Here is a 23,866-nt window from a genome sequence, read left to right as displayed (position 1 = left end):
AGGAAGCCTTCCCGTGCTTAGCTATGTGTCCAAGCGCCTCGTTTCGAGCCTCTTTCTTCTCGCCCTCGTCACCACGCTGACCTTCGCCCTCGTTTTCGGTGGCGCCGACAACGTGGCCCAGAATATCCTGGGCGATAACGCTACCGATCAGCAGATCGCCGAACTCGAAGCTCGCATGGGCATCGACAAGCCGCTGCACGAGCAATACGGCGCCTGGGTCGCCAAGGCCGTGCGCGGCGATCTTGGCATGTCCTGGACCATGGGCGAGAGCGTCTCCAAGATCCTCGCCGGTCGCCTTCCGGTGACCCTCTCCATGGTCACCCTCGCTATCGTGGCCATCACCATCGTCTCTGCGCTGCTCGGCATTCTGGCCGCAGTGCGTGGGGGTTGGGCCGATCGCATCATCCAGGTGATCAGCGTCGTCGGCTTTTCCCTGCCAAACTTCTGGCTGGGCCTCATCCTCGTCGTCGTCTTTGCGCTCAATCTGCGCTGGCTGCCGGCTACCGGCTATGTCGATTTCACCACCTCGCCCATTGGCTGGGCAGCGTCTCTGGCCCTGCCGGTTGCCGCGCTGGTGCTCTCGGGGGTTGCCTCCGCCTCCCAGCAGGTGCGCGGCGCCATGATCGACGCGCTTCGTCAGGATTATGTCCGCACGCTGCGGGCAGGGGGCATCAGTCCCGCCTCGGTTCTCTTCCGCCATGCCCTGCGCAACGCCATGCCGGCGGCGCTGACAGTGCTCTCGGTGCAGTTCATCGCCCTCCTTGGCGGCGCTGCCATCATCGAGCGCGTCTTCGCCATTCCCGGCCTTGGCTCGATCACCGTCCAGTCCGCACTCACTGGCGACATTCCCGTCCTCATGGGTGTCGTCGTCACCATGATCATTCTCGTCGTGCTCGTGAACATCGTCATCGACCTGATCAATGCATGGGTTAACCCGAAGGTGAGGCTCTGATGTCCGCTGCCCCATCCCCAACGCCCGCTCTGGCGCCTGCTGCGCCGCGCGAAAGCCTCCTGCGCTCGGTGCTCACCAATCCGCTCGGCCTTCTCGCTTCCATCCTTCTGGTCGTCATCATCGGCGCTGCTGTCTTTGCGCCGCAGATCGCCCCCTTTGGACCGGGTGAGCTGCAGATCTTCAAGATCAACGCCCCGCCGGGCGACGGCTATTTGCTCGGTGGCGACGGCTCGGGTCGCGATATCTTCTCGCGTCTCGTCTATGGCGCCCGCAACACGCTGATCGGCGCCCTGATCGCCATCTCGGTTGCCGCCTTTGTCGGCGTCACGGCGGGTCTTTTCGCCGGCTATTTCGGTGGCCGCCGCGAAATGGTGATGAGCTGGGTGTCCGATGCCCTCATGGCCCTGCCGTCCCTCATCGTTCTGCTGGCCTTCTACCGCTCGCTCGGCTCCTCGATCCAGGTGTCGATGGTCATCTTCGGCATCATGCTGGCGCCCGGCTTCTATCGCCTGACGCGAAACCTGGTGAACGGCGTCAAGCACGAGCTCTATGTCGATGCGGCTCGCGTGTCTGGCCTCTCGGACATGCGCATCATCGCGCGCCATATCCTGCTCGTCATCCGCGCCCCGGTGATCATCCAGATCTCCATCGTCGCGGGCGTTTCCATCGTCATTCAGGCGGGCCTCGAATTCCTCGGCCTCGGTGATCCCTCTGTGCCCACATGGGGCGGCATGCTGCAGGATGCGTTCGGCAACATGTTCGTCGTGCCCACCGCCATTCTCTGGCCGGGCCTCGCCATCTCGGTGACGGTCGCCTCCTTCGTGCTGCTTGCCAACGCCATTCGCGACCGCCTGCAGCAGGGCAACCGTGTTGCCGCGGCTCCGGAGCTCCCGGTCGTCGCCAAGCCCGCCGGCAACCCGCCTGCGGACACGGACATCCTCCTCGACATCCGCGATCTCGTCGTCGGCTATCCGACCAAGACGGGATGGACCCAAGTGGTCAAGGGTGTGTCCCTGCAGCTGCGCCGTGGCGAAGTCCTCGGCCTCGTCGGCGAAAGCGGCTCGGGCAAGACCCAGACGGCCTTCGCCGTCCTCGGCCTGCTCTCCACCGGTGGCCGCATTCTCTCGGGCTCGATCTGGTTTGATGGCCGCGACATCGCCAATCTGCCCGAAGACGAGATGCGCAAACTGCGCGGCAAGCGCATCGCCTATGTGCCGCAGGAGCCGATGAGCAATCTCGATCCGGCCTTCCGCATCGGCTACCAGCTGACCGAGCCCATGGTCACCGTGCTGGGCATCTCCAAGGCCGAAGCCAAGGCGCGTGCGCTCAAGCTTCTTGCCCGCGTCGGCATGCCGGACCCCAAGCGGACCTTCAACGCCTATCCCCACCAGATATCCGGCGGCATGGCCCAGCGCGTGCTGATCGCCCGCGCCATCTCCTGCAGCCCCGACCTGCTGATCGCCGATGAGCCGACCACGGCGCTCGACGTCACCGTCCAGGCCGAAGTGCTCGAGCTGATGCGCGACCTGCAGACAGAGCTCAACATGTCGGTGGTTCTCGTCACCCACAACTTCGGTGTCGTGGCCGACATCTGCCACCGGGTTTCGGTCATGCGCGACGGGCGCGTTGTCGAAACCAGCGATGTGGTCTCGCTCTTCCACGATCCACAGCACGACTACACCAAGATGCTGCTTGCGGCCGTGCTCGACGATGTCACGCCGCGTGTCTACCGGCCGCACCAAGCCAAGGAAGTCTCGGCATGAGCGATCTGATTGTCGAATGCATCGACGTGAACACCCACTTTGGCAACCATCACGTCCTCAAGAACATCAACCTCACCGTCCGTCCGGGTGAAACCGTCGGCCTCGTGGGCGAGAGCGGTTCGGGCAAGACCACGCTGGGTCGCGCCATCCTCGGCATTGGTCCGGTCACCTCGGGGCGTATCCGCTTTGAAGGCCAGGAGATCGCCGGCATCGCCCCGCGCGATCGCAAGGGCGACGCGGCCTCCATTCAGGCTGTGTTCCAGGACCCGTACACCTCGCTCAATCCCTCGATGACCATTGAGGATATTCTGGTCGAGCCCATCGTCGCCCGTGGTCAGGCCAGCAAGGCCGACGCCACGGCCCGCGTGCGCGGCCTGCTCGATCAGGTGAACCTGCCGAGCGACGCCGCCCATCGCTACCCGCGGGAATTTTCCGGCGGCCAGCGCCAGCGTGTCGCGATCGCCCGGGCCCTGGCGCTCTCGCCAAAGCTGATCGTCTGCGATGAGCCGGTCTCGGCGCTCGATCTCTCGACCCAGGCCCGCGTGCTCGATCTCTTCGTCGAGATCCAGGAGCGCACCGGCGTCGCCTATCTCTTCGTTAGCCACGACCTGTCGGTGGTCCGCCACATCTCCCACCGTGTCGCCGTCATGCGGGGCGGGGAGATCGTCGAGTTCGGCGAGTGCGATCAGGTCACTGCCCATCCCCAGCACGACTATACCCGTCGCCTGCTGCTGGCCGCCCCCGTGGCCGACCCCGTGCGTCAGGCCGAGCGCCGCGCTGCCTTTCGTGCCCTTACTGCCGGAGCCTGATCTATGCGTGCCATCGTAGTAATGTTTGACAGCCTGAACCGGCGCCTCCTGCCGCCCTATGGCGATGTCCTGACCCACGCACCCAACTTCACCCGGCTGGCCGAACGCACGGCGACCTTCGACAACAGCTATGCCGGCTCCATGCCCTGCATGCCCGCGCGTCGCGAGCTGCACACCGGCCGCTATAATTTCCTGCACCGCTCCTGGGGTCCCATCGAGCCCTTCGACGATTCCGCGCCGGAGATCCTCTCCAGGAACGGCGTCTACACCCACATGGTCACCGACCATCAGCACTATTGGGAAGATGGCGGCGCCACCTATCACAACCGCTATTCGAGCTATGAGTTCTTCCGCGGGCAGGAAGGCGATCTCTGGAAGGGTGTGGTCGACAAGAACGACAGCTCCCGCCTCAAGGATATCCTCTATCGCATGCAGACCCAGGACGGGATCAACCGGACCTATCTGTCAGACGAGGCCGATCATCCCCAGACGCTGACCTTTAATGCCGGCCTCGAATTCATCGAGACCAATGCCGCCGCTGACAACTGGATGCTGCAGCTCGAAACCTTCGATCCGCACGAGCCTTTCTTCAGCTACGACCAGTACCACCGGCTCTATCCGGACAGTCCGCTCGATAATGGCGATGATTTCGATTGGCCGCCTTATGCACGGGTCACCGAATCCGGCTCGACCATCGAACACGCCAAGCGGCGTTACCTCGCGCTGCTTTCCATGTGCGACGCCAATCTCGGGCGCGTCCTCGACCTCATGGACGAAAAGAACATGTGGGACGACACCATGCTCATCGTCTGCACCGACCACGGCTATATGCTGGGCGAGCGCGGCTGGTGGGGCAAGTCCGTCATGCCCTGGTATGACGAGACCATCCACACCCCGTTCTTCGTCTGGGACCCGCGTTCCCGCGTCGCCGGTGAACGCCGCCAGTCGCTGGTGCAGACCATCGACATCGCGCCGACACTACTCGACTTCTTCGGCCTCCAGCCGACGCCCGACATGCTGGGCCGTCCGCTCAAGGACACTGTCGCCAACGACACGCCTGTGCGCGAAGGGGGCCTCTTCGGCATCTTCGGCGGCCATGTCAGTGTCACCGACGGGCGCTATGTCTATATGCGCGCCTCCGCCGAACCGGCCAATACGCCGCTCCTCGAACACACGCTCATGCCCACACACATGCGCACCCGTTTTGAACCCAGCGAGTTCAAGGACGTCGGGATGCACCCCGGCTTCTCCTTCACCAAGGGCGCTCCGGTCATGCGCATGACCGGCTGGACCATGCGCGGCCCCGCCGAATTCGGCACGCTGCTCTACGACCTCGAAACCGACCCGGGCCAGACCACACCCCTTCGTGACGCTGCGCTTGAATTGCGCATGGCCGACATGCTCGTCCGCCTCATGCGCGAGAACGATGCCCCGCCCAGCCAGTACGAACGTCTGGGTCTGCCCACCACCGGCCCGGTCACCGAAGAGCATCTGCTCATCGACAAACAATGGGCTCAGGTCGAGGCGGGACAGCGCCACGCGCCAAATGTCGACGAGTTCTCACCAAATGCGCTGATTGCGACCCTCAACGTCAACAGTCTGCTAGCAAATAGTGACACCAAGGCGGTGTTGGTGAACGCGTTGCCATCGCTGTCCAGCGGCACCATTCCGCCCATCTTCCGCGACAAGACCCTGCTCGAAATTGCCGGCATGGTCCCCCACCTCGACAAGGCCCGACTGGACAGTCTGGAGCACGCGCTCCAGGGCGCAGTTGCAGCAGAATAGCGTTTGAATTCAGGAAGTTACCATGCGTCCGAATATCATCTTCATCATGAGCGACGACCACGCCGCGCGGGCCATTTCCGCCTATGGCGCGGGGCTGAATTCAACGCCCAACATCGATCGATTGGCCAACGAAGGCATGCGCCACGACGCAACCTACGTCACCAACTCGATCTGCACCCCCAGCCGGGCGGCGATCCTCACCGGCACCTATAATCACGTCAACTGCGTGACCACGCTCTACACCGAGATCGACAACAGATTGCCCAATGTCGCCAAGCACTTGCGGCAGGGCGGCTATCGCACCGGCATGTTCGGCAAGTGGCATATGGGCGAGGGCAAGGCCCACAATCCCACCGGCTTCGACGACTGGGCGGTGTTGCCGGGGCAGGGCGACTACTGGGACCCGAAATTTATCTTCCCCGATGGCAGCCGCCGCATCCCGGGATATGCCACGGACATCATCACCGACTTGAGCCTTGATTTCATTAAGAAATCAGACGATCAGCCGTTCTTCCTGATGTGTCATCACAAGGCCCCGCACCGCAATTTCGAGCCGCACCCGAAGTACAATCACCTCTGGGCAGATGAGGACATCCCGCTCCCCGAAACCTTCAACGACGACTATTCCAACCGCGCCGCAGCCGCCGCCGCGGCCAAGATGCGCATCCGCTCGGACATGAACTACGAGGACCTTGGTCTCGTAACCCCTTCTGGCCCTGCGGAAAAAGTCGGCCCACTGATGCTCGACTTCATCCCGTGGATGCGCAAGATCCCCGAGCTTCTGCCCGGCCAGACCACCACGGTCATCTGCGCCTCAACCGGCGAGAACTTCACCTTCGACGACCCGGACAAATTCGCCGAGTTCAAATACCAGCGCTACATGAAGCGCTATCTGCGGACGGTCCAGTCCATTGACGAGAACGTCGGGCGACTGCTCGACTATCTCGACGAAAAGGGCTTGGCCGACAATACGATAGTCATCTACACCTCGGACCAGGGCTTCTTCCTGGGCGAGCACGGCTGGTTCGACAAGCGCTTCATGTACGAGGAATCGCTGCAGATGCCGTTCCTCGTCCGCTACCCGAACGCCATCCCGGCAGGGTCGGTCAGCAGCGACATTTCCTGCAATGTCGACTTCGCGCCCACCTTCCTCGACTATGCCGGACTGCCGGTCCCCAACTACATGCAGGGCCGTTCCATGCGCCCGGTGCTGGAGGGGAAAACTCCTGAGCAGTGGCAGCAACTTACCTACCACCGCTACTGGATGCATAACGACGAAATCCACGAGTGCTGGGCCCATTACGGTGTGCGCGATCCCCGTTACAAGCTGATCTATTGGTACAATGACGACCTCGGACAGCTCGGCGCCCGCCCCAATGGCGCGGCCCCCGAGTGGGAGCTGTTCGACTGTGAGAGCGACCCGCACGAGCTGGTCAACCTTGCCAACGATCCCGCCTATGCCTCTGTTTTCAAACATATGTTGTCTCAGCTCGATCAGAAGATGGCCGAGATTGGTGACATTCCTGAACACGACAGCGCCGCAGTGCTGTCCAGCCTGGCAGCCTGACCGATGACCAATTTGAACCAGAAAATCGAAGCCCTCCTGGATGCGATGACTCTCGAGGAGCAGGTCTCCCTGCTCTCGGGCGAGGACTTCTGGTCCCTGCCTTCCATCGAGCGGCTCGGCATCGGCAAGCTGCGCGTCTCGGACGGCCCCAATGGTGCCCGCGGTGGCGGCGGCCTGCTGGGCGGCGTCAAGGCGGCGGCATTCCCCGTCGGCATCGGCCTCGGGGCAACCTGGAATGTTGAGCTTCTCCATGAGGTTGGCGCTGCTCTTGCGGGTGAGGTGAAATCCAAAAACGCGCATATGCTGCTGGCCCCCACGGTCAACATCCAGCGCTCGGTCACCAATGGCCGCAACTTCGAATGCTATTCCGAGGACCCGATCCTCACCGCCGAACTGGCCTCGGCCTACATCATCGGCCTGCAGGAAAACGGCATTTCGGCCACGATCAAGCATTTTGCCGGCAATGAGTCCGAGATCGAGCGCACCACGATGAGCTCGGTCATCGACGAGCGAAGCCTGCGCGAAATCTATCTGATCCCCTTCGAGTGGGCGGTCAAAAAGGCGGGCACCAAGGGCGTCATGACCGCCTACAACAAGATCAACGGCACCTTTGCTTCCGAGCATAACTGGCTGTTGACCGACGTTCTGCGCGGCGAATGGGGCTTTGACGGCATCGTCATGTCCGACTGGTTCGGCTCCCATTCCACTGCGCCCACGGTCAATGCTGGTCTCGATCTCGAGATGCCGGGCCCCGCTCGCGATCGTGGCGCCAAGCTGGTCGCCGCCGTGGAAGCCGGTGACGTCTCTCGCGAAACCGTCCGTGAGCGCGTCCGCTCTGTGCTCTCCGTCATGGAATGGACTGGAGCGATTTCCGATTTCCGTCCCTTCGAAGAGCGGGCCGAAGATCGCCCCGAAAACCGTGCACTGATCCGTCGCGCCGGTGCCGAAGGCGCAGTGCTGCTCAAGAACGATAACGTCCTGCCGCTTAAGCCCGGGCAGCGCATCGCCGTCATCGGTCCCAACGCCAAGGTTGCCCAGATCATGGGTGGCGGCTCCTCCCAGATCAATCCGCACTACCGCGTTTCTCCATGGGAAGGGCTCGTTGCTGCTTGCGGTGAAGAGCAACTGACCTACGCGCAAGGCTGCGGCAACACGCGCTATGAACCATTGCTCCCGTCTGAGCTGACAGTGGAGTTCTTTGGCGACCGGAAGCTCGGCGGCGAAGTCGTTCATACCGAGAAGATGCAGGGTGCCGAAGCCTTCTGGGTGGGCCGTGTTGCAGCCGGAAAGCTGCCGGCGAGCGATTTTTCAGCACGCCTGACGGCTCAATTCGTGCCGGAACACACGGGTACCTATCGCGTCGGCATCGCCTCTGCCGGGCTGTCGCGTGTCTACGTCAATGGCCTCCTCGTTGCTGACGCATGGACGAATTGGTCCAAGGGCCACACCTTCTTTGAGGAAGGTTGCGACGAAGTGGTGGGCGAACTGCCACTCGAGGCCGGTCAGCCGGCGGAAATCGTCATCGAATTTGCCGCGAAAGACTTTTCTGTGCTTGGCGTCGCCGCCTTCCGCATGGGCATCGGCCTGCCGCTGGGGAGCGAACACATCGCAGATGCTGCACGCCTCGCGGCGGACGCTGATGTGGCGCTGGTGTTTGTCGGCCGCAATGGCGAATGGGACACGGAGGGCAGCGATCTGCCTGCCATCGAACTGCCTGGTCGCCAGAACGAACTCGTGGCGGCAGTCGCCGGCGCCAATGCCAACACGATCGTCGTGCTGCAAACCGGTGGTCCCGTTGAAATGCCATGGCTCGATCAGGTCGCCGGCCTGCTGCAGGCCTGGTACCCCGGTCAGGAAACCGGCAACGCGATTGCCGATGTTCTCACGGGCAAGGAAGAGCCTGGTGGCCGCTTGCCGCAGAGTTTCCCGATCCGCTGGTCCGACAATCCGGCGTTCAGCCAGGATCCGCTGGTCTACCCCGGCATTGATGGCCAGGTGGAATATCGCGAAGGCCTCAATATCGGCTATCGCCACTATGACAAGCACGGCATCAGCACGCTGTTCCCCTTCGGTTTTGGGCTCAGCTACACGCGCTTTGGCTACGAAAACCTGTCGGTGGACAGTAGCCGATTTGAGACCGACGGCGCCGTCAGCGTTAGCCTTGATGTCCGCAATCTGGGTGACAGAAAAGGCTCGGCCGTGGTCCAGCTTTATGTGGCTCCCACGGCAGCGCCGGTCGATCGGCCTGCCAAGGAACTCAAGGCGTTCGCCAAGCTGGAACTGCAGGCGGGCGAAAGCCGTCGCGCCACGCTGGACCTCGACGCCCGCGCCTTCGCCTATTTCGATGTGGAACGGCAATTGTGGGTGGCGGCTCCCGGCGCATACAAGTTGATCGTGGCGACGGATGCCGATACGCCCGTTCTGACCGCCGAAGTCGAGTGGAGCACTGTGATAGAGATGCGGCCATGAGCAATTGCTGCGGTTCGTCCCGATCCGCACTGACGGCAGGGGAGGCGCTTTCAGCCTCCTCTCCACTGGGCGCGCCGACTTCGGTTGGCGCTCCCCACAATATGATCAAGGTGCGCGGCGGCCGAAGTTTTGTCGGCACCAATTCGCCCGAAATTCCCCAGGATGGGGAGGGCCCGGAACGCGAGGTCATCCTTGCCGACTTTGGGCTGGAAGCAGAGACGGTAACCGTCGCTCGCTTCGCCGCCTTTGTGGATGCAACCGGCTATGTCACCGAAGCCGAGCGCTTTGGCTGGTCGGCAGTGTTTTTCAGCGACGCAGAACATCTCGCGGCAGCGGCGTCAGTGGGCTCGGGCCTGCCATGGTGGCACAAGATCGATGGCGCGAATTGGCGTCAGCCCGAGGGGCCCGGAAGCGCCATCGATGAGCGCCTCGACCATCCAGTCACTCAAATCTCCTGGGCCGATGCACAGGCCTTCGCTGCCTGGGTTGGCGGGCGATTGCCGACCGAGGCAGAATGGGAGCATGCGGCGCGCGGCGGAGCTGTACGCAGGCGATTCCCCTGGGGCGAGGGAGAGCCCAATGATCAAGTGATCCACGCCAATATCTGGCAGGGCGCATTCCCCCGACAGAACACGGCTCTCGATGGTTTTGAGCGGACCGCTCCAGCGCGAAGCTTTGCTCCGAACGAGCTTGGCTTTTACGCGATGTCTGGAAATGTATGGGAATGGACCCGCGACAGCTTTCGTGTCCGCTCACTCTCCAAGCAGGCGAAGCTGCGCAACAGCGAAGCGCTGAAGCATCAGGAAAAAGTGCTCAAGGGCGGATCGTTCCTGTGCCACATTTCCTATTGCTATCGCTATCGTATAGCGGCACGTATGGCCCTGAGCCCCGATAGCGCCGCGAGCAATGCAGGCTTCCGCGTTGCTTACGATCTCTAGCCCCTCAACGACCTGATCTTCCCATGTCCGCCCAGGCGGACAGCACTGTACTTAAAGGGCGCGTCAATGCCCATCTATCTGCCGATCGCCGAGCTTTCAGTCGACCTGTTTTTCCTCCTCGGGATCGGCGCGGCCATCGGATTCATTTCTGGAATTTTCGGGGTCGGTGGCGGGTTCCTGCTGACGCCCATGCTGCTCTTCACCGGCGTTCCGGCACCAGTGGCTGTCGCCTCTGTCACAGCGCAGGTTGTGGCATCATCGACATCGGGCGCGCTGTCCTATTTCCGCCGTGGCGCGATGGACGCCAAGATGGGGGGCTTCCTCATCCTCGGGGGTGTATTCGGCTCAGCCCTTGGCGTCTGGCTTTTCGGCCTTTTCAATGCCTGGGGGCAGGTTGATCTCTTCTTGTCCCTCGGCTACCTCATCCTCCTCGGATCGGTGGGCACGATGATGTTCATCGAGTCGGTTCGGGCGCTGCTCAAGAGCCGAAGCGGCAAATCTGCCGTCAGCCAGCGGCCGCGTGGGCAGGTTTCGTGGGTGCAGCGCCTGCCGCTCCGGACCCGCTTTCGCAAATCCCAGCTCTATATCTCGGTCATCCCCGTTGTGTTGATCGGCTTTGTTATCGGCATTATCGGGGCCCTGCTGGGCATTGGTGGTGGCTTCGTGCTCGTTCCGGCGCTGGTGTATATCCTGCGCGTTCCCGGCAAGGTGGTCGTGGGCACCTCGCTGCTTCACCTCCTCGCCGTCATGGCTGTTACGTGCTTTCTCCATGCCCTGCAGACCCAGTCGGTCGACACCATCCTTGCCTTCTGCCTCATGGTCGGCAGCGTGGCCGGGGCGCAGTTCGGCGCTTCGGCGGGGCAGCACCTGCCCGGGGAGAAATTGCGCGTGCTGCTGGCAATATTGATTCTCGCCATTGCCATCCGTTTCGGGCTCGGCGTCCTGATCTCTCCGGACGATCCTTTCACGCTGACAAAGCTCGGGTTCGGAGAAGTCTGATGCGGCATTTCCAGTGCGTGATCCTCGCCTTTTTCGCTTTGGTTTCTGCGGCGTTCGCACAGGACCAGGTCGAGGTGGTGTTCGTCAATTCGGACCCGGTCGTGGCCGTACACTCCAACTTCCGCGGGCAGGCGATTACGCTGTTCGGCAATATCGAGCCGACAGCCGGCGCGCCGAGCGGTCCCTATTCAGTGGTGGTCCTCGTACAAGGCCCATCGTCAGACTGGGTGGTGCGCGAAAAAGAGCGGCAGTTCGGGCTCTTCCTCAACAGCGGTTCGGCGCACTACGCCGCCACTCCGAGCTATTACGCTATCCTCTCCAGCAGTCCTCTCGCGCAGATCGCCGATCCCGAGATCATCGGCCAGCCGCGACTGAGCCTTCCCGGCATGGCCGTTCTCGCCCGAAGCGATGAGGGGGCCGAAGATTTCGACGCTGAATTCGTGCGGCTCATGCGTCGCTCGGGCCGGTTCGTCGAAGAGGAGCGCGGGGTCAACATGCTGTCCCCCACGGCCTTCTCGGTAAGAGTGCCGCTGGCCTCCGACGTCACTAATGGGCTTTATCTCGCGCGGGCGCTCGTCTTTTCCAATGGCCAGATTGTCGGCGAGGCGACAACGCGATTTACCGTGCGCACCCAAGGTTTTGAGCGCTTCGTCGCCGACACCGCCCGGATGAACCCAGCACTCTATGGTTTTGCGACCATCCTTTTGGCTTTGCTGACGGGCTGGCTCGGTGGGGTTTTGTTCAAGCGCTAGGAAAAGCGCACGCCGGCAAACAGATGCTACTTCCGCCCAATTGTCGGGTGATGATTCTTATGCATCAAGCATGACCACTTGCTGACTTATGCTTGTCCGGCTAAGCAGGACACAATTTTGGGCGCTTAGGAGGCCGATTTGGCTGGTGTCGACTTGGGTCTTTTGCCCCAACCCAAACGGTTGTCCCTGTCTGAAAGTGTGGCCGATACGATCGCCGAGGCGATCGCGACCCGCGTGATAGCGCCGGGCGAACGGATCATCGAAACGACCTTGGTCGAAAAGCTCGGTGTGAGCCGTGTTCCCATCCGCGAGGGGCTAAAAGTCCTGCATGCTCAAGGGATTATCAGCGGTGGCGGGCACAAGGGTTACAGGGTAACTGCGTTCGATCCGCAGGTGACCCAGCAGGTCATGGAGGTGCGGCTGTCGCTCGAAACCTTCATGCTGCGCGATGCCATTGTGAACTGGCGGGCGGGCAAAGGCAGCCCTTCAGTGCTCGACGCGGCCATCGACCAGATGCGAATCTCTGCGCGCTCGGGAAGCATGCGGAACTCGCTGATTGCCGACCTGGAATTCCACCGAGCCATCCGCGATGCGGCCGATAATGCGATTGTCGGCACGCTTTGGGACACGATCGCGCGTCACGTTCTGATCGTCTTCAATTTTGAGCGTTTTCGCGACGAGGATCTTGATGCTGTCCCGCGGCAGCACGAGCAGTTCCGGGACTGGATTTTGACCGAAATCGCCAAGCCGGAGACGGATTTCCGGGATATCCAGCGCGCGCTCGAGGACCATATGCTGCTCATTGCCCGCAAGCGGGCCGGCGACATTTCGATCAAGAGCTGACAACGCGCAAGCGTGTTGCCTAATTGTATACTGTATGACAAGGTTCTGTCCGAGGGATGAGTGGCATCCCGAAGTCGCGGCACGCGACCCCTCGGACTAGGACTTGCGATGTATCGAATAGGCGTCGACGTCGGTGGAACGTTCACCGATTTTACCCTCCACAATGACGCCTCTGGCGAGGTGCATTTTTACAAGACGCCATCGACGCCGCATGATCCTTCGGAAGCGATAGAGCAGGGCCTTCGCGGCATGCTCGGGCTCCTGGGGTATGACGCGGCCGAGGTCAGCTATCTTGGGCACGGCACCACGGTCGCCACCAATATCGTCATCGAGCGCCGCGGTGCGCGCACCGGCCTGGTCACGACCAAGGGTTTTCGCGACGTGCTCGAACTGGGGCGCCAGGCGCGTCCTTCGATCTATGACTATCGGGTCGAAAAGCCACCGGTTCTGATCACGCGCGACCGCCGCGTCGAGGTTGAGGAGCGCATCGGACCTGCGGGCGAAGTCCTGCAGGAGCTCGACGAAGCTTCCCTCGAATCTGCGGTTGCTCGCCTCGCCGAACTCGGCGTTGAAAGCGTTGCCGTCTGCTTCCTCCACAGCTACCGACGCCCTGAGCACGAAGGGAAGGCCAAGGCCGTCATCGAGCGCCTGCTGCCGGACGCCTACATCACGCTCTCGAGCGAAATTCTTCCGGAATTCCGCGAATTCGAGCGCATGTCGACCACGGCGGTCAACGCCTTCGTCGGCCCGAAGATGGGCAATTATCTCAAGCGCTTCCGCGATCGCGTCAAGGACGTGGGGATCGGCGCCGAGCCCTATACCATTCACTCCAACGGTGGGCTGATGTCGATTGACACGGTCTATGCAAACCCGGTCCGCACCTGCGTGTCCGGTCCGGCCGCTGGTGTGGTGGGTGCTGCTGAAATCGGCCGCGTTGCCGGTCTGCCCAATCTTATCACTTTTGACGTCGGAGGCACGTCCACGGACGTTTCGCTGATCGACAACGGTACGCCGCTCTTTACCAATTCGCGCCTCGTCGCCGGCTATCCGGTCAAGACACCGATGCTCGACATTCACGTCATCGGCGCCGGTGGCGGCTCGATTGCCGCTATCGACGACGCTGGTTCGCTCAAGGTTGGTCCGCGCTCTGCCGGCGCAGCGCCGGGTCCGGTTGCCTATGGTCGGGGCGGCACTGAGCCGACCATCACCGACGCTAATCTCTGCCTCGGCCGTCTCGACGCGAAAACCCTGCTCGGCGGTCGGATGGAGATTGATCTCGAAGCCGCGCGTACGGTGATCCGCGAGAAGATCGCCGAGCCTCTCGGCATTTCCCTCGAAGAGGCGGCACACGGCATCATCCAGATCGCCAATGCCAATATGAGCCGCGCCATTCGCTCGGTTTCGGTCGAGAAGGGCTACGACATGTCCGACTTCGCGCTTTGCGCGTTTGGCGGCGCTGGTCCTCTGCACGCGACGGAAGTGGCTGTGGAATGCGGCTTGCCGCATGTGCTGCTGCCCCGTGAGCCCGGCACGCTCTGTGCCCGCGGCATGCTCCTCACCAATCTCTCCTCGGACTATGTACGCAGCTATTTTGCGGACGCGACCGAAGAGAACTGGGCACATGTGCTCACCCTCTTTGCGGCGATGGAAGCCGAAGGGGACGACTGGCTGGACAAGGAAGGTGTCCCGCCATCCCAGCGCCGGTTCAAGCGCATCCTCGACGCCCGCTATCGCGGCCAGAATTTTGAGGTGAAGGTCGATTGCGATGGCCTCGTTGAAGGCGATCTCGCCGGCCTCGTCGAGCGGTTCCACGCTGCGCACACCAAGGAGTACGGCTACGCCATCGATTACCGACCGATCCAGCTGGTGTCCGCGCGTCTGCAGGCCATCGGCGATGTCGACAAGGCCCCGCAATCCGAGGTGAAGGGCGGAGCATCTTTTGAAGCCGCCCAGACCGGCTCGCGCAAAGTCTATTTCGACGCTCGCCACGGCTGGCTCGATACGCCCATCTACAATCGTGGCGACCTGCCTTCCGAGCAGGACCTCGTGGGTCCCGCCATCGTCAATGAAATGAGTGCGACCAGCCTCATCCTGCCGGGCCAAATCGTCCGCGCGGATATCTGGGGCAACCTTGTCGTGAGGACCGACGCATGAGCGCGAACCAGGACCACATCGAAGACCCCATCCAGATGGAGGTTTTCTCCAACCGTCTGCTGGCGATTGCCGAGGATATGGGGTCGATCCTGATCCGCTCGTCCTTCTCGTCCAACATCAAGGAGCGTCGCGATTGTTCGACGGCGCTCTTCGATGCACATGGGCGGCTGATTACGCAGGCTGACCACATCCCGATCCATCTCGGTGCAATGATCGGCGCCGTGGAAGCCATGCTCAAGCGCTATCCGCTGGAGTCCATGCAGCCCGGCGATGCCTATATCGCCAATGACCCTTATCTGGCCGGCGGCAGCCATCTGCCGGATATTTCCATCATCACGCCGGTGCACCAGGACGGCAAGGTGCGCTTCTTCTGCGGCAACATTGCCCACCACGCCGACGTGGGTGGCAAGACGCCGGGCTCGACATCGGGCGCGTCCCGCTCGATCTTCGAGGAAGGCATTCGCCTGCCCATCATCCGTATTGCCCGTGCAGGCGAGATCGACGAGGATCTGCTCGAGCTGATCGCCCACAACACCCGCGATCCCGAAGAGCGCCTGCTCGATCTGCGCACGCAGGTCGGCACTAATGTTCGCGGCGGCGCCATGCTCGTTCAGCTGATCGAGCGCATGGGCTGGCCGGCTGTCGAACAGGCGATCGAAGATATTCTGACCTATACGCGGCGTCGGCTGCGCAATCGCGTCGCGGCCCTGCCGGATGGTGTTTATACGTTCGAGCGGTCGATGGACGACGATGGTTTCCCCGGTGAGCCCGTGCCGATCGTCTGCACGGCGACGGTAGATGGCGATCGCCTGTCCTTCTCCTTTGACGGGTCTGGCCCGCAGGCGCGCGGCGCAATCAATTTGCCCGACAGCGCGCTCAAGGCCTCCATCTATTACTGTGTGAAAGCCGTCCTCGATCCGGGCCTGATGCCCAACCAGGGGATCATCGATCCGATCGCCATCTCGGCGCCGCTTGGAACGATCGTGAACCCCAAGGCGCCTGCCGCCGTGGCTGCCCGTGCAGTGACTTCGAACCGTCTCTGTGGCGCCGTGTTCGGCGCGCTCTACCAGGCGATGCCGGCTGACCGGGTCATGGCCTCGTGCAATGACTCCACCTCAGCGGTCTCGGTGTCCGGCTGGCACAATGAACGTCAGGCAACTTACGTCTATCCCGAGAGCATGGGCGGCGGGGCAGGTGCCTTCTCCGACCGTGACGGCATGGATGGCGTGCACGTCCACACAGTGAACTCGACCAATCTTCCGGCCGAAGCGCTGGAGCTCGAATATCCGCTGATACTTGATGAATATGCCCTCGTGACCGATTCCGGTGGCGCTGGCCGTCATCGTGGCGGCATGGGCATGGTGCGCCAGATCCGCATACGCGAGGACAACACCACGTTCTCCGCACGCTCGGATGCGCACGTCATCCCGGCTCCGGGTGTGTTTGGGGGCAAGTCCTCCAATACCACCCGCATCCTGCGCAATCCGAGCCAGCCGAATGAGGAAATCCTTCATTCCAAAGCCAATGGCCTGACCCTGTCGGTTGGCGAGGTGATCCGCGTCGAGACACTCGGCGGTGGCGGCTATGGCGATCCAAGCGAGCGGGCGCTCGAGGATATTGCAAGGGATCTTCGCGAAGAGAAAGTCAGCCGCGCTGCGGCAGAGCGCGACTATGGCGCTGCTCGTGTGGAACAGGCGCTTGCCCTCCAGGGGTAGAGGACAAGCACCCGGCAGAGACTGAAAAGGGGCGGTGGCTTATGCCACCGCCCTTATTGCTGAGATGGCCTCGTCGATTTCGTCCATCGTCAATTGTGGCCCAATGGGCAGGCCGAGCAGGCGCACCGCGGCGCGTTCCGTAACCGGATAGCTGCCGATGCTGACCCCGTAATCGGCGAAGACCGGCTGCAGGTGCATGGGCGGAGCATAGGTCAGATTGGTCGCAATTCCGCGCTGGGCGAGCCGGTTGGCGAGGCCGTCGCGATCGTCAGCCTCAATGACGTAATTGCGCCATGCATGGCCATACCCCGGCAGGGTTTGCGGCAGATCTAGACCCGTCCCGGCCAGACCCTCGCTATAGCGCGTTGCCTGGGCACGGCGGTCAGCCAGCATATTGTCCAGATCTGGCAGCTTGGCGCGCAGGATCGCGGCCTGCATTTCGTCCAGCCGCTCGTTGAGCCCGTGCGTCTCGTGATGGAGGGCGCTCATGCCGCCTGGCCCATGCATGGTGTAATGGCGGGCCCGCTCCTGGCCATAGGCGGAAAGCTTGCGCATTTTCTCTGCCAGCTCGGCACTTTGCGTGATGGCTGCCCCGCCGCTGCCGAAGCTGCCCAGATGTTTTGACGGGGCAAAGCTGAAACAGGTGATGTCAGCGAATGTCCCGATTTTCTGGCCATCGATGGTTGCGCCGAGGCTGAGGCACGCATCTTCCACCACGACGAGATTGTGTTCGCGCGCGATGGCCATGATCGCCTTCATGTCCGCCGGGTGCCCATAGAGGTCGACGGGCAGGATGGCCCTGGTGCGCGGGGTAATGGCAGCGCGCAGCGCCGACACATCCATGCACTTGCTGATCGCATCGATTTCCCCCCAGACCGGGCGGGCGCCGGTGTGGTGAATGGACGAAGAGGAGGCTATGTCGGTATTGCCGACGGTGATCACCTCGTCACCCGGCCCAATGTCGAGGGCGAGGAGAGCGACCTTGAGGGCGGCTGTGCCGGAATTGACGCAGACCGCATGGTTCGCGCCCAGCCAGGCGGCGAATTCGGCCTCGAAGGCGGGCACTTCATCACCCCAGTCGAACCGACCACTGGCGATCACGCGCGCGATCGCGGCGTCGATTTCAGGCTTCCGGCGCTTATAGAGGCGCTGATGATTGTGGAATGGAACTGCCATCACTTCCTGCCTGGAACATATGCGATGACTTCGATCTCGACCTTCACCTCTGGCGAGCCAAGACCGCCGATGATGATGCCGCTGTGGGGCGGGCGATGGTCGCCGAAGAACGCCTTGCGCGCTGCACTGACGGCCGGAGCGTCGGCCCGATCTGTGAGGAAAACCATGATCTTGACCACATCCTTGGGTGTCGCCCCGATATGGGCGAGGATGCGGCCGATGTTCTTGTAGACCTGCGTGGCCTGAGCACCGGCATCACCGATGCCGACCCACTGACCGTTCTCGTCGCGGGCCACCTGACCGGCGACATAGGCGAAGTCCCCGGCAATGGAGACGTGCTCGTAATTGGCTGCCGGAAACACGTCCGGCGGGCTGGTGAGGATGATTTCATTGGACATTTTCAAAGTCTCCGCTTTCCGGATTGATTGGCAATGACGGCGTCGAGAAGCGCCGGATCGAAATTTGCTGACGCCTCACGCGGTGCTGCGTTGGCGAGAGCGTGGATGCGTTTCTGGGCTTCTTCGGTGCTGTAGAAGAAGGTGATGAGGTCGCCGTAGAGGCGCTTGAACAGCGCCGGATGATCCGCCTCGAACGCTGCGATCAGCGCGGGACGGGAGCCACTCGCCGCTGAGGACAAGGCTTCCAGCAGCGCCGATATGGCATCTTTTTCCGCGTCTGAAATCTTCGTCGCCAGCTCATTCAGATATGAAGGTGACATGGCAGTATAGCTGTCAGTATTCGTGCAGCCTGGAATGAGTTCTGCATGGAGAATTGCTATATCTGACGTGTTGAAATCTGTGATTTGATTATGTATTCCCGTCATAGGTTTTCCATTTTGATAGAGAATTTTCATGCGTGATTTGAGTGCAGACGTGGTGATCATCGGAGCCGGGCCGACAGGCGCTGCCGTCGCGTGGAGACTGGCCAGTCAGGGTGTGGATGTGATCTGCATCGATCGTGGGGAGTGGTTCGACTACGAGGCCATCGGTCGGGATGCGGCGGATTGGGAGGGGCGTCGGGGGAGCGTCCTGCACTCCAATCCGAACGTGCGTCGGGGCGCCTATGACTATCCGGTCGATGACGTCGACACGCCCATTAAACCTATGATCGGCAACGGTATTGGCGGGAGCTCGGTGTACTGGTCGGCCCATGTTCCGCGGTTCCGGCCTGAGGATTTCCGGGTCAACATGCTCGATGGCGTGGGTGACGACTGGCCGGTCTCCTATGAGGACCTCGCGGCCTATTACCAGCTCAATGAAGACCGTTGGGGCGTGGCGTCGTATCCGGGTGACCCCTCGGCTGCGCCGCATGCCGAACATGCCCTGACGCTGCCGACGATCGGTGCGCACGGGACTAAAATCGCCAAGGTGTTCAATCAGTTGGGCTGGCACTGGTGGCCGGTCGATCTGGTCGTCGGCCGGGATGGCGATGCGCCCGAGAACGGCCATTGTACCCATATCGGACCTTGCGATCTGGGCTGTCCGAGCCGTGTGCGCTCGGGCGCTGACCGGGCTTTTGCAAGGGAGGCTGTCGTCGCAGGCGCGCGCTTTTTGACGGGCACACGCGTTATCAAACTCGAGCACAATGCTAACAGACTGGTAACGTCGGCGCTGTGCAAAAGCGAAATTGGTGAATTTCGTGTCACTGGAAAACGCTTCGTCATCAGCGGCAATGGCATGGGTACGCCGCGCCTGCTTCTGCTGTCGGCCTCCGAGATGTTCCCGGACGGTCTCGCCAACAGCTCGGGCCTCGTCGGCCGCAATCTGATGCTGCATCCCTATGCGCGCGTCGACGGTCACTTCGAGGAGCCGGTCGGTGCCTGGGTGAGCGGGGAGAAGGCGGGGTTGGTCTCGTTCGAGTTCTACGCCACGCGACCTGAGCATGATTTCAAGCGCGGTCTCAAACTGCAGCTGACCGGAGGGCCTGGCCCGCTCGCGCTGGCGAAGGGCGCGGTCTACGGCGAGGCGCTGCCCTGGGGAGCAGGGCACCACGAGGCGTTCGAGAAGCGCTTCGACCATGTCTGCGGCTTCACTGTTTGTGCCGAGGACCTTGCCGAGCTTCACAACACCATCACGCTGTCCAGTGTGCTCAAGGACAGCGATGGCCTGCCGGCCCCGAAGATGACCTACACGCTCTCCGAAAACTCGCGAAAGATCCTCGATTTCGGGATGGAGCGGGCGGAGGAGGTGTTGCGGCTGGCCGGGGCGACCGAGATCTTTGAGACACAGCTCAGGGCAGAAGCCGGATTCCACATCATGGGCACCGCGCGCATGGGCGAGGACGCCAAGACTTCTGTGGTGGATCCCTTCGGTCGTTGTCACGACGTCCCCAATCTCTACCTGGCCGACGCCAGCGTCTTCGTCACTTCCGCAGCGATCAACCCGACGGCGACAGCGCAGGCCCTTGCCCTCAGAACCGCTGACCACATCGTGGCGACCCGCCACGCTTGATCAAAACCGGGTGCCGGCACATAGGTCGGCACCCGTTCCCGGTGCAGTGTGATCATTTTGCGTTTGTAATACAAGTATACAGTAGACTATCTTACTGGGAATGTCGGCGAGAGACGCTTTGGAAGGAAAACTGCCTTGAGATTGAACGGCATGGTCGCCATCATCACCGGTGGCGCGAGCGGCATGGGGCGCGATACGGCGCTGCTTTTTGCTAAAGAAGGGGCATCCGTCGTTGTTGGCGACGTTGACCTGGACGGCGGCGCTTCGCTGGTCGCGGAAGTCGAAGCTGCGGGCGGCAAGGCCGCGTTCCAGCGCACCGACGTGTCGGTAGAAGCTGACGTTGCGGCGCTCGTCGCGCTGGCGGAAAGCCGTTACGGCAAGCTCGACACGATCTTCAACAATGCCGGGATTGAACAGCCGGTGACCCCGTCCGACCAGATCAGCGAAGAGCTGTTCGAACGGGTCATCGATATCAACCTCAAGGGCTGCTTCTTTGGCTGCAAGCACGCCCTTCCGGCGCTGCTGCGCAATGGCGGCGGCACCATCGTCAACAATTCCTCGGTCAGCGCCTTCGCCAATGTCGGCGGCAATCTGTCCTATGCCGCTTCCAAGGGCGGCATCATGTCGATGACGCGCGTAATCGCTATTGAATATGCGGATCGCAATATTCGCTGCAACGCCATCAACCCCGGCGTGATCGACACCAGCATGAACCGCCGCAACCTCGACCTCGCTGTCGACAAGGAAGCGGTCGAGCAGAAGTGGCGCTCGATCACCCCTCTGGGGCGCATGGGCACGGGTACTGAAATCGGCGAGGCGGTTCTGTTCCTCGCTTCCAAGCAATCGTCTTTCGTGACCGGCATTGGCCTCGTCATCGACGGAGGAAGGATCGCGACATGAGCGGCAAACTTTCGGGTAAAATCACTGTCGTCACCGGTGCAGCGCGTGGCCTTGGCCGCGCCATCGCCCAGCTCTATGCAGCGGAAGGCGCGATCGTTTACGCGCTCGACGTGCTCGTGGACGAACTGGCGCCCCTCAAGGACCTGCCGGGCGATATCCGTCCGCGCCGTCTCGACCTCACCGACGGTCCATCGATCGGGCCCGTTTTTGCCGCCATCGAAGCAGAGGCCGGTCCGGTCGACGTGCTGGTGAACAACGCAGGCATCATCTTCTACAAACCCGTGGAAGATGTGAGCATCGAGGACTGGGATCGCCTGCTTGGCGTCAACCTCAAGGGTGCATTCCTTTGCGTGAAGGCGGTTGCCCCGTCGATGAAGGCCCGCAAGTCGGGCGCTATCATCAATGTGTCGAGCAATGCCGGCGTCGTGGGGGACATCGACGAGTCGACCTATTGCGCGTCCAAGTTCGGTATCGAAGGCCTGTCTCGTGCCTTGGCCAAGGAATTCGAGCGCTTCAATGTGTCGGTGAATATCGTGACCCCCGGTCACCCGATGCACACGCCGATGAGCGAGACCACCTATCCGGAAGAAATGCGCAAGATCTGGAAGGACCCGATCGAGCTGGCGCCGGCCTTTGTTCATCTGGCCCTTCAGGACGCCACCGGCATGCATGATCAGCGCATCAAGGCATGGGACCTCGTGGTCGAGCTGAGCAAAGAATAACTCCTACTCCATGGGAGACTTGGGGGACCCTTCGGGGTCCCTTTTTTTGTGCGTCGGCCGGTCGTTGATGATCCCCTGTGGCAGAGTACGGAAGAGGGGGGAGTATTGACTGCGCTGTGTCTCCATCCCTGGACAAAAAAAGCCCCGGACCGAAGTCCGGGGCAAGTGGGACGGGAAAACGCTTTGGTTGGAAATGCCTTATGAAATCGTGTGAACGGCGCGCTGGGTGCCGCCCTTTTCGGACTTGCTGGTGACCGTGATGGTGGCGCCGGCAGGGGCGCGAACCAACCATTCGACCGGCTTGGCATTGGCGGTCCACTGCTGGCCCCAGGGAGACCAGGGGTAGAGGCGCTCATTGCGGCCCGCGAGATTTCCGAGTTCGACCTTCTCCGGGTTCATGGCCAGCTCGCCGCCTTCGACGGTGATCGAGGCGACAACCGGCTTGGCAACCTTGTTGGTGATGGCCACGTCGGAGAGGTTGGTTGGCAGATAGCCGAAATTGCCGACCACGGCGCGCACCTTGTAGAGGTCGGCGCCCATGGGGGTGATCGAAAGGTCTTCGATCTTGACCTGGGGTGCGGCAGCGGCGTGCTTGAGATTGAACAGCACGTTCTGGCGGCAGATTTCCTCGAGCAGATTGCCGGGGGGATTGCGGTAGGTCCAGATATTGACCATGCCGCCGATTTCGACCTTGCCCAGCTGCGGGTGGTCAAAGCTCTTCCAGTCGCGCCAGCCCTTCTCGGCCATGTTGGCCTTGACGTAGTCGTAGACCTTCTGCTGGATCTCGGAATTGCGCGGGTAAAGGTTGTAATAGCCTTCCTTGGGCACGCCGGCGGTGCGCTCGAGGTCCCACAGTTCCGTGCCGAAGGAGATGATGCCCATCTCCTCATAGGTCCAGTCCATGAGGCCGCCGCGACGCACGACCGATTTGTCGGGCGTGAACTCTTCATAGATCGAGACGGTGGGGTAGCCGGTGAGCTCGGTGCCGACCTTGCCGATCTCCTTGTAGAGATTCATGTCGCGGGCGCTCATGGCGCTGTCCGGCTTGGTCATGGACGGGCGCAGGATGATGCCGCCATGGGTGTGATAGGCGCACATGCCGCAGATATTGGGATGGGCCAGGATGAACTTGGCCATGCCGAAGGCCTCTGGCTCGGAGAGCGGGTGCTCGCCCGCGCCATATTCCTGGTGCGACCAATTGGTGGGGAAGTTGCGGTTCATATTGCCGTCGAAAGGCTTTTCGACCGGCACATTGACGCCGTTGTAATTGCGGATCGTGCCTTCCGGATACATGCGGAAGTACTGGCCGCCTTCCTCGCCCGGAGCCCGCTGGACCATGATGTCCGGGTTGTTGGCGTCCTTCTTCCACTCGCCCTTGGGATCGGGCACGCGCATCCAGACGATGAAGCCATCGCCATCGATATCTTCGGGGATCAGGCCTTCGATGCGATCTGCACCGGGCATGAAACGGCCATTGCCGCACCAGTTATAGTAGGGCGAGACCAGTGACAGCTCGGCCCCGTCCGGATTGATGCGCGGCAGGATATAGAAGGTCTGGGTGTCGACGAGGCGGGTGACCTCCTCGTCCTTGCCATACTGGGTGAGCAGGTGGAACACGGCGTAGAGCGCGGTCGCGCTCGTGGCGTGCTCCTCGGCGTGGATCTGGCCGTCGATGTAGTAGCCGGGTTTTTCGTCGAGCGGCCGGGTTTCCTTGTTGCCGATCTCGATAAGCCAGACGTCGCGGCCCTCGAAGGACTTGGCCAGCGACGACATGGTGGCAAGGTTCGGATGCGCCGCGACCAGCCGCTCCAGTGCAGCGGTCATTTCGGCATAGGTGTAGTAGCGATCGAAGTGGACGTCCAAGTCGGTCAT

General features: G+C 62.1%; 19 protein-coding genes. 15 read left to right on the top strand and 4 right to left on the bottom strand.

Annotated features, from left to right (window positions below):
- The first annotated feature begins 13 nt into the window (after positions 1-13).
- From NYQ88_RS13015 to NYQ88_RS12960, 12 genes are all read left to right on the top strand, one after another.
- Entirely contained in the window at positions 14-952 is a 939-nt protein-coding gene (locus tag NYQ88_RS13015; RefSeq protein WP_275651563.1) for an ABC transporter permease, read from the top strand.
- The gene (locus NYQ88_RS13010; protein WP_275651562.1) at positions 952-2,715 is read left to right on the top strand and encodes a dipeptide/oligopeptide/nickel ABC transporter permease/ATP-binding protein; all 1,764 of its coding nucleotides are present in this window, start codon (positions 952-954) and stop codon (positions 2,713-2,715) included. The genes NYQ88_RS13015 and NYQ88_RS13010 overlap by 1 nt, the downstream gene beginning before the upstream one ends.
- A complete protein-coding gene (locus NYQ88_RS13005) occupies positions 2,712-3,524 on the top strand; it encodes an ATP-binding cassette domain-containing protein (protein ID WP_275651561.1) in 813 nt (270 codons plus the stop codon). The genes NYQ88_RS13010 and NYQ88_RS13005 overlap by 4 nt, the downstream gene beginning before the upstream one ends.
- A gap of 3 nt (positions 3,525-3,527) precedes the next feature.
- On the top strand, positions 3,528-5,309 hold the full coding sequence (locus NYQ88_RS13000; RefSeq protein WP_275651560.1) for a sulfatase-like hydrolase/transferase: 1,782 nt from the start codon (positions 3,528-3,530) through the stop codon (positions 5,307-5,309).
- A gap of 22 nt (positions 5,310-5,331) precedes the next feature.
- Positions 5,332-6,876 carry a sulfatase gene (locus NYQ88_RS12995; RefSeq protein WP_275651559.1) on the top strand — a complete coding sequence of 515 codons (1,545 nt, stop codon included), beginning with the start codon at positions 5,332-5,334 and terminating at the stop codon, positions 6,874-6,876.
- Between the two features lie 3 nt (positions 6,877-6,879).
- Entirely contained in the window at positions 6,880-9,345 is a 2,466-nt protein-coding gene (locus NYQ88_RS12990; RefSeq protein WP_275651558.1) for a glycoside hydrolase family 3 C-terminal domain-containing protein, read from the top strand.
- Complete coding sequence (locus NYQ88_RS12985; RefSeq protein WP_275651557.1) at positions 9,342-10,283, top strand: formylglycine-generating enzyme family protein; 942 nt, start codon at positions 9,342-9,344, stop codon at positions 10,281-10,283. Before NYQ88_RS12990 ends, NYQ88_RS12985 begins: the two co-directional genes overlap by 4 nt.
- Positions 10,284-10,349: 66 nt before the next feature.
- A complete protein-coding gene (locus NYQ88_RS12980; RefSeq protein ID WP_275651556.1) occupies positions 10,350-11,282 on the top strand; it encodes a sulfite exporter TauE/SafE family protein in 933 nt (310 codons plus the stop codon).
- A complete protein-coding gene (locus NYQ88_RS12975) occupies positions 11,282-12,034 on the top strand; it encodes a TIGR02186 family protein (protein WP_275651555.1) in 753 nt (250 codons plus the stop codon). The genes NYQ88_RS12980 and NYQ88_RS12975 overlap by 1 nt, the downstream gene beginning before the upstream one ends.
- 198 nt (positions 12,035-12,232) lie before the next feature.
- Positions 12,233-12,877, top strand: a complete 645-nt coding sequence (locus NYQ88_RS12970; RefSeq protein WP_275651554.1) for a GntR family transcriptional regulator — start codon at positions 12,233-12,235, stop codon at positions 12,875-12,877.
- 108 nt (positions 12,878-12,985) lie between these two features.
- Positions 12,986-15,031, top strand: coding sequence for a hydantoinase/oxoprolinase family protein (locus NYQ88_RS12965; protein ID WP_275651553.1), 2,046 nt, complete (start codon positions 12,986-12,988; stop codon positions 15,029-15,031).
- Entirely contained in the window at positions 15,028-16,746 is a 1,719-nt protein-coding gene (locus NYQ88_RS12960) for a hydantoinase B/oxoprolinase family protein (protein ID WP_275651552.1), read from the top strand. The genes NYQ88_RS12965 and NYQ88_RS12960 overlap by 4 nt, the downstream gene beginning before the upstream one ends.
- Positions 16,747-16,785: 39 nt before the next feature.
- Here the strand turns inward: NYQ88_RS12960 and NYQ88_RS12955 are convergent, their stop codons facing one another.
- From NYQ88_RS12955 to NYQ88_RS12945, 3 genes are read right to left on the bottom strand one after another with little or no spacing between them, the layout of a single operon-like run.
- A complete protein-coding gene (locus tag NYQ88_RS12955) occupies positions 16,786-17,922 on the bottom strand; it encodes a DegT/DnrJ/EryC1/StrS family aminotransferase (protein ID WP_275651551.1) in 1,137 nt (378 codons plus the stop codon).
- Entirely contained in the window at positions 17,922-18,320 is a 399-nt protein-coding gene (locus NYQ88_RS12950; protein WP_275651550.1) for a RidA family protein, read from the bottom strand. Before NYQ88_RS12950 ends, NYQ88_RS12955 begins: the two co-directional genes overlap by 1 nt.
- A gap of 2 nt (positions 18,321-18,322) precedes the next feature.
- Positions 18,323-18,775: a hypothetical protein gene (locus NYQ88_RS12945; RefSeq protein WP_275651549.1), complete on the bottom strand. Its 453-nt coding sequence runs from the start codon at positions 18,773-18,775 to the stop codon at positions 18,323-18,325.
- Between NYQ88_RS12945 and NYQ88_RS12940 the strand changes: the two genes are divergently transcribed.
- From NYQ88_RS12940 to NYQ88_RS12930, 3 genes are all read left to right on the top strand, one after another.
- Positions 18,774-20,372 (top strand): GMC family oxidoreductase, encoded by a 1,599-nt coding sequence (locus NYQ88_RS12940; protein ID WP_275651548.1) that lies wholly within the window; start codon positions 18,774-18,776, stop codon positions 20,370-20,372. The genes NYQ88_RS12945 and NYQ88_RS12940 overlap by 2 nt on opposite strands.
- Before the next feature lie 135 nt (positions 20,373-20,507).
- Complete coding sequence (locus NYQ88_RS12935; RefSeq protein ID WP_275651547.1) at positions 20,508-21,272, top strand: SDR family NAD(P)-dependent oxidoreductase; 765 nt, start codon at positions 20,508-20,510, stop codon at positions 21,270-21,272.
- Entirely contained in the window at positions 21,269-21,994 is a 726-nt protein-coding gene (locus tag NYQ88_RS12930) for an SDR family oxidoreductase (protein WP_275651546.1), read from the top strand. The genes NYQ88_RS12935 and NYQ88_RS12930 overlap by 4 nt, the downstream gene beginning before the upstream one ends.
- A 198-nt stretch (positions 21,995-22,192) precedes the next feature.
- On the opposite strand, the gene NYQ88_RS12925 is transcribed toward NYQ88_RS12930, so the two are convergent.
- The gene (locus NYQ88_RS12925; protein WP_275651545.1) at positions 22,193-23,866 is read right to left on the bottom strand and encodes a M14 family metallopeptidase; all 1,674 of its coding nucleotides are present in this window, start codon (positions 23,864-23,866) and stop codon (positions 22,193-22,195) included.

The sequence above is a fragment of the Devosia sp. SD17-2 genome (assembly GCF_029201565.1).
Lineage (GTDB): Bacteria > Pseudomonadota > Alphaproteobacteria > Rhizobiales > Devosiaceae > Devosia.
This window is presented reverse-complemented; position numbering and strand designations above follow the sequence as displayed.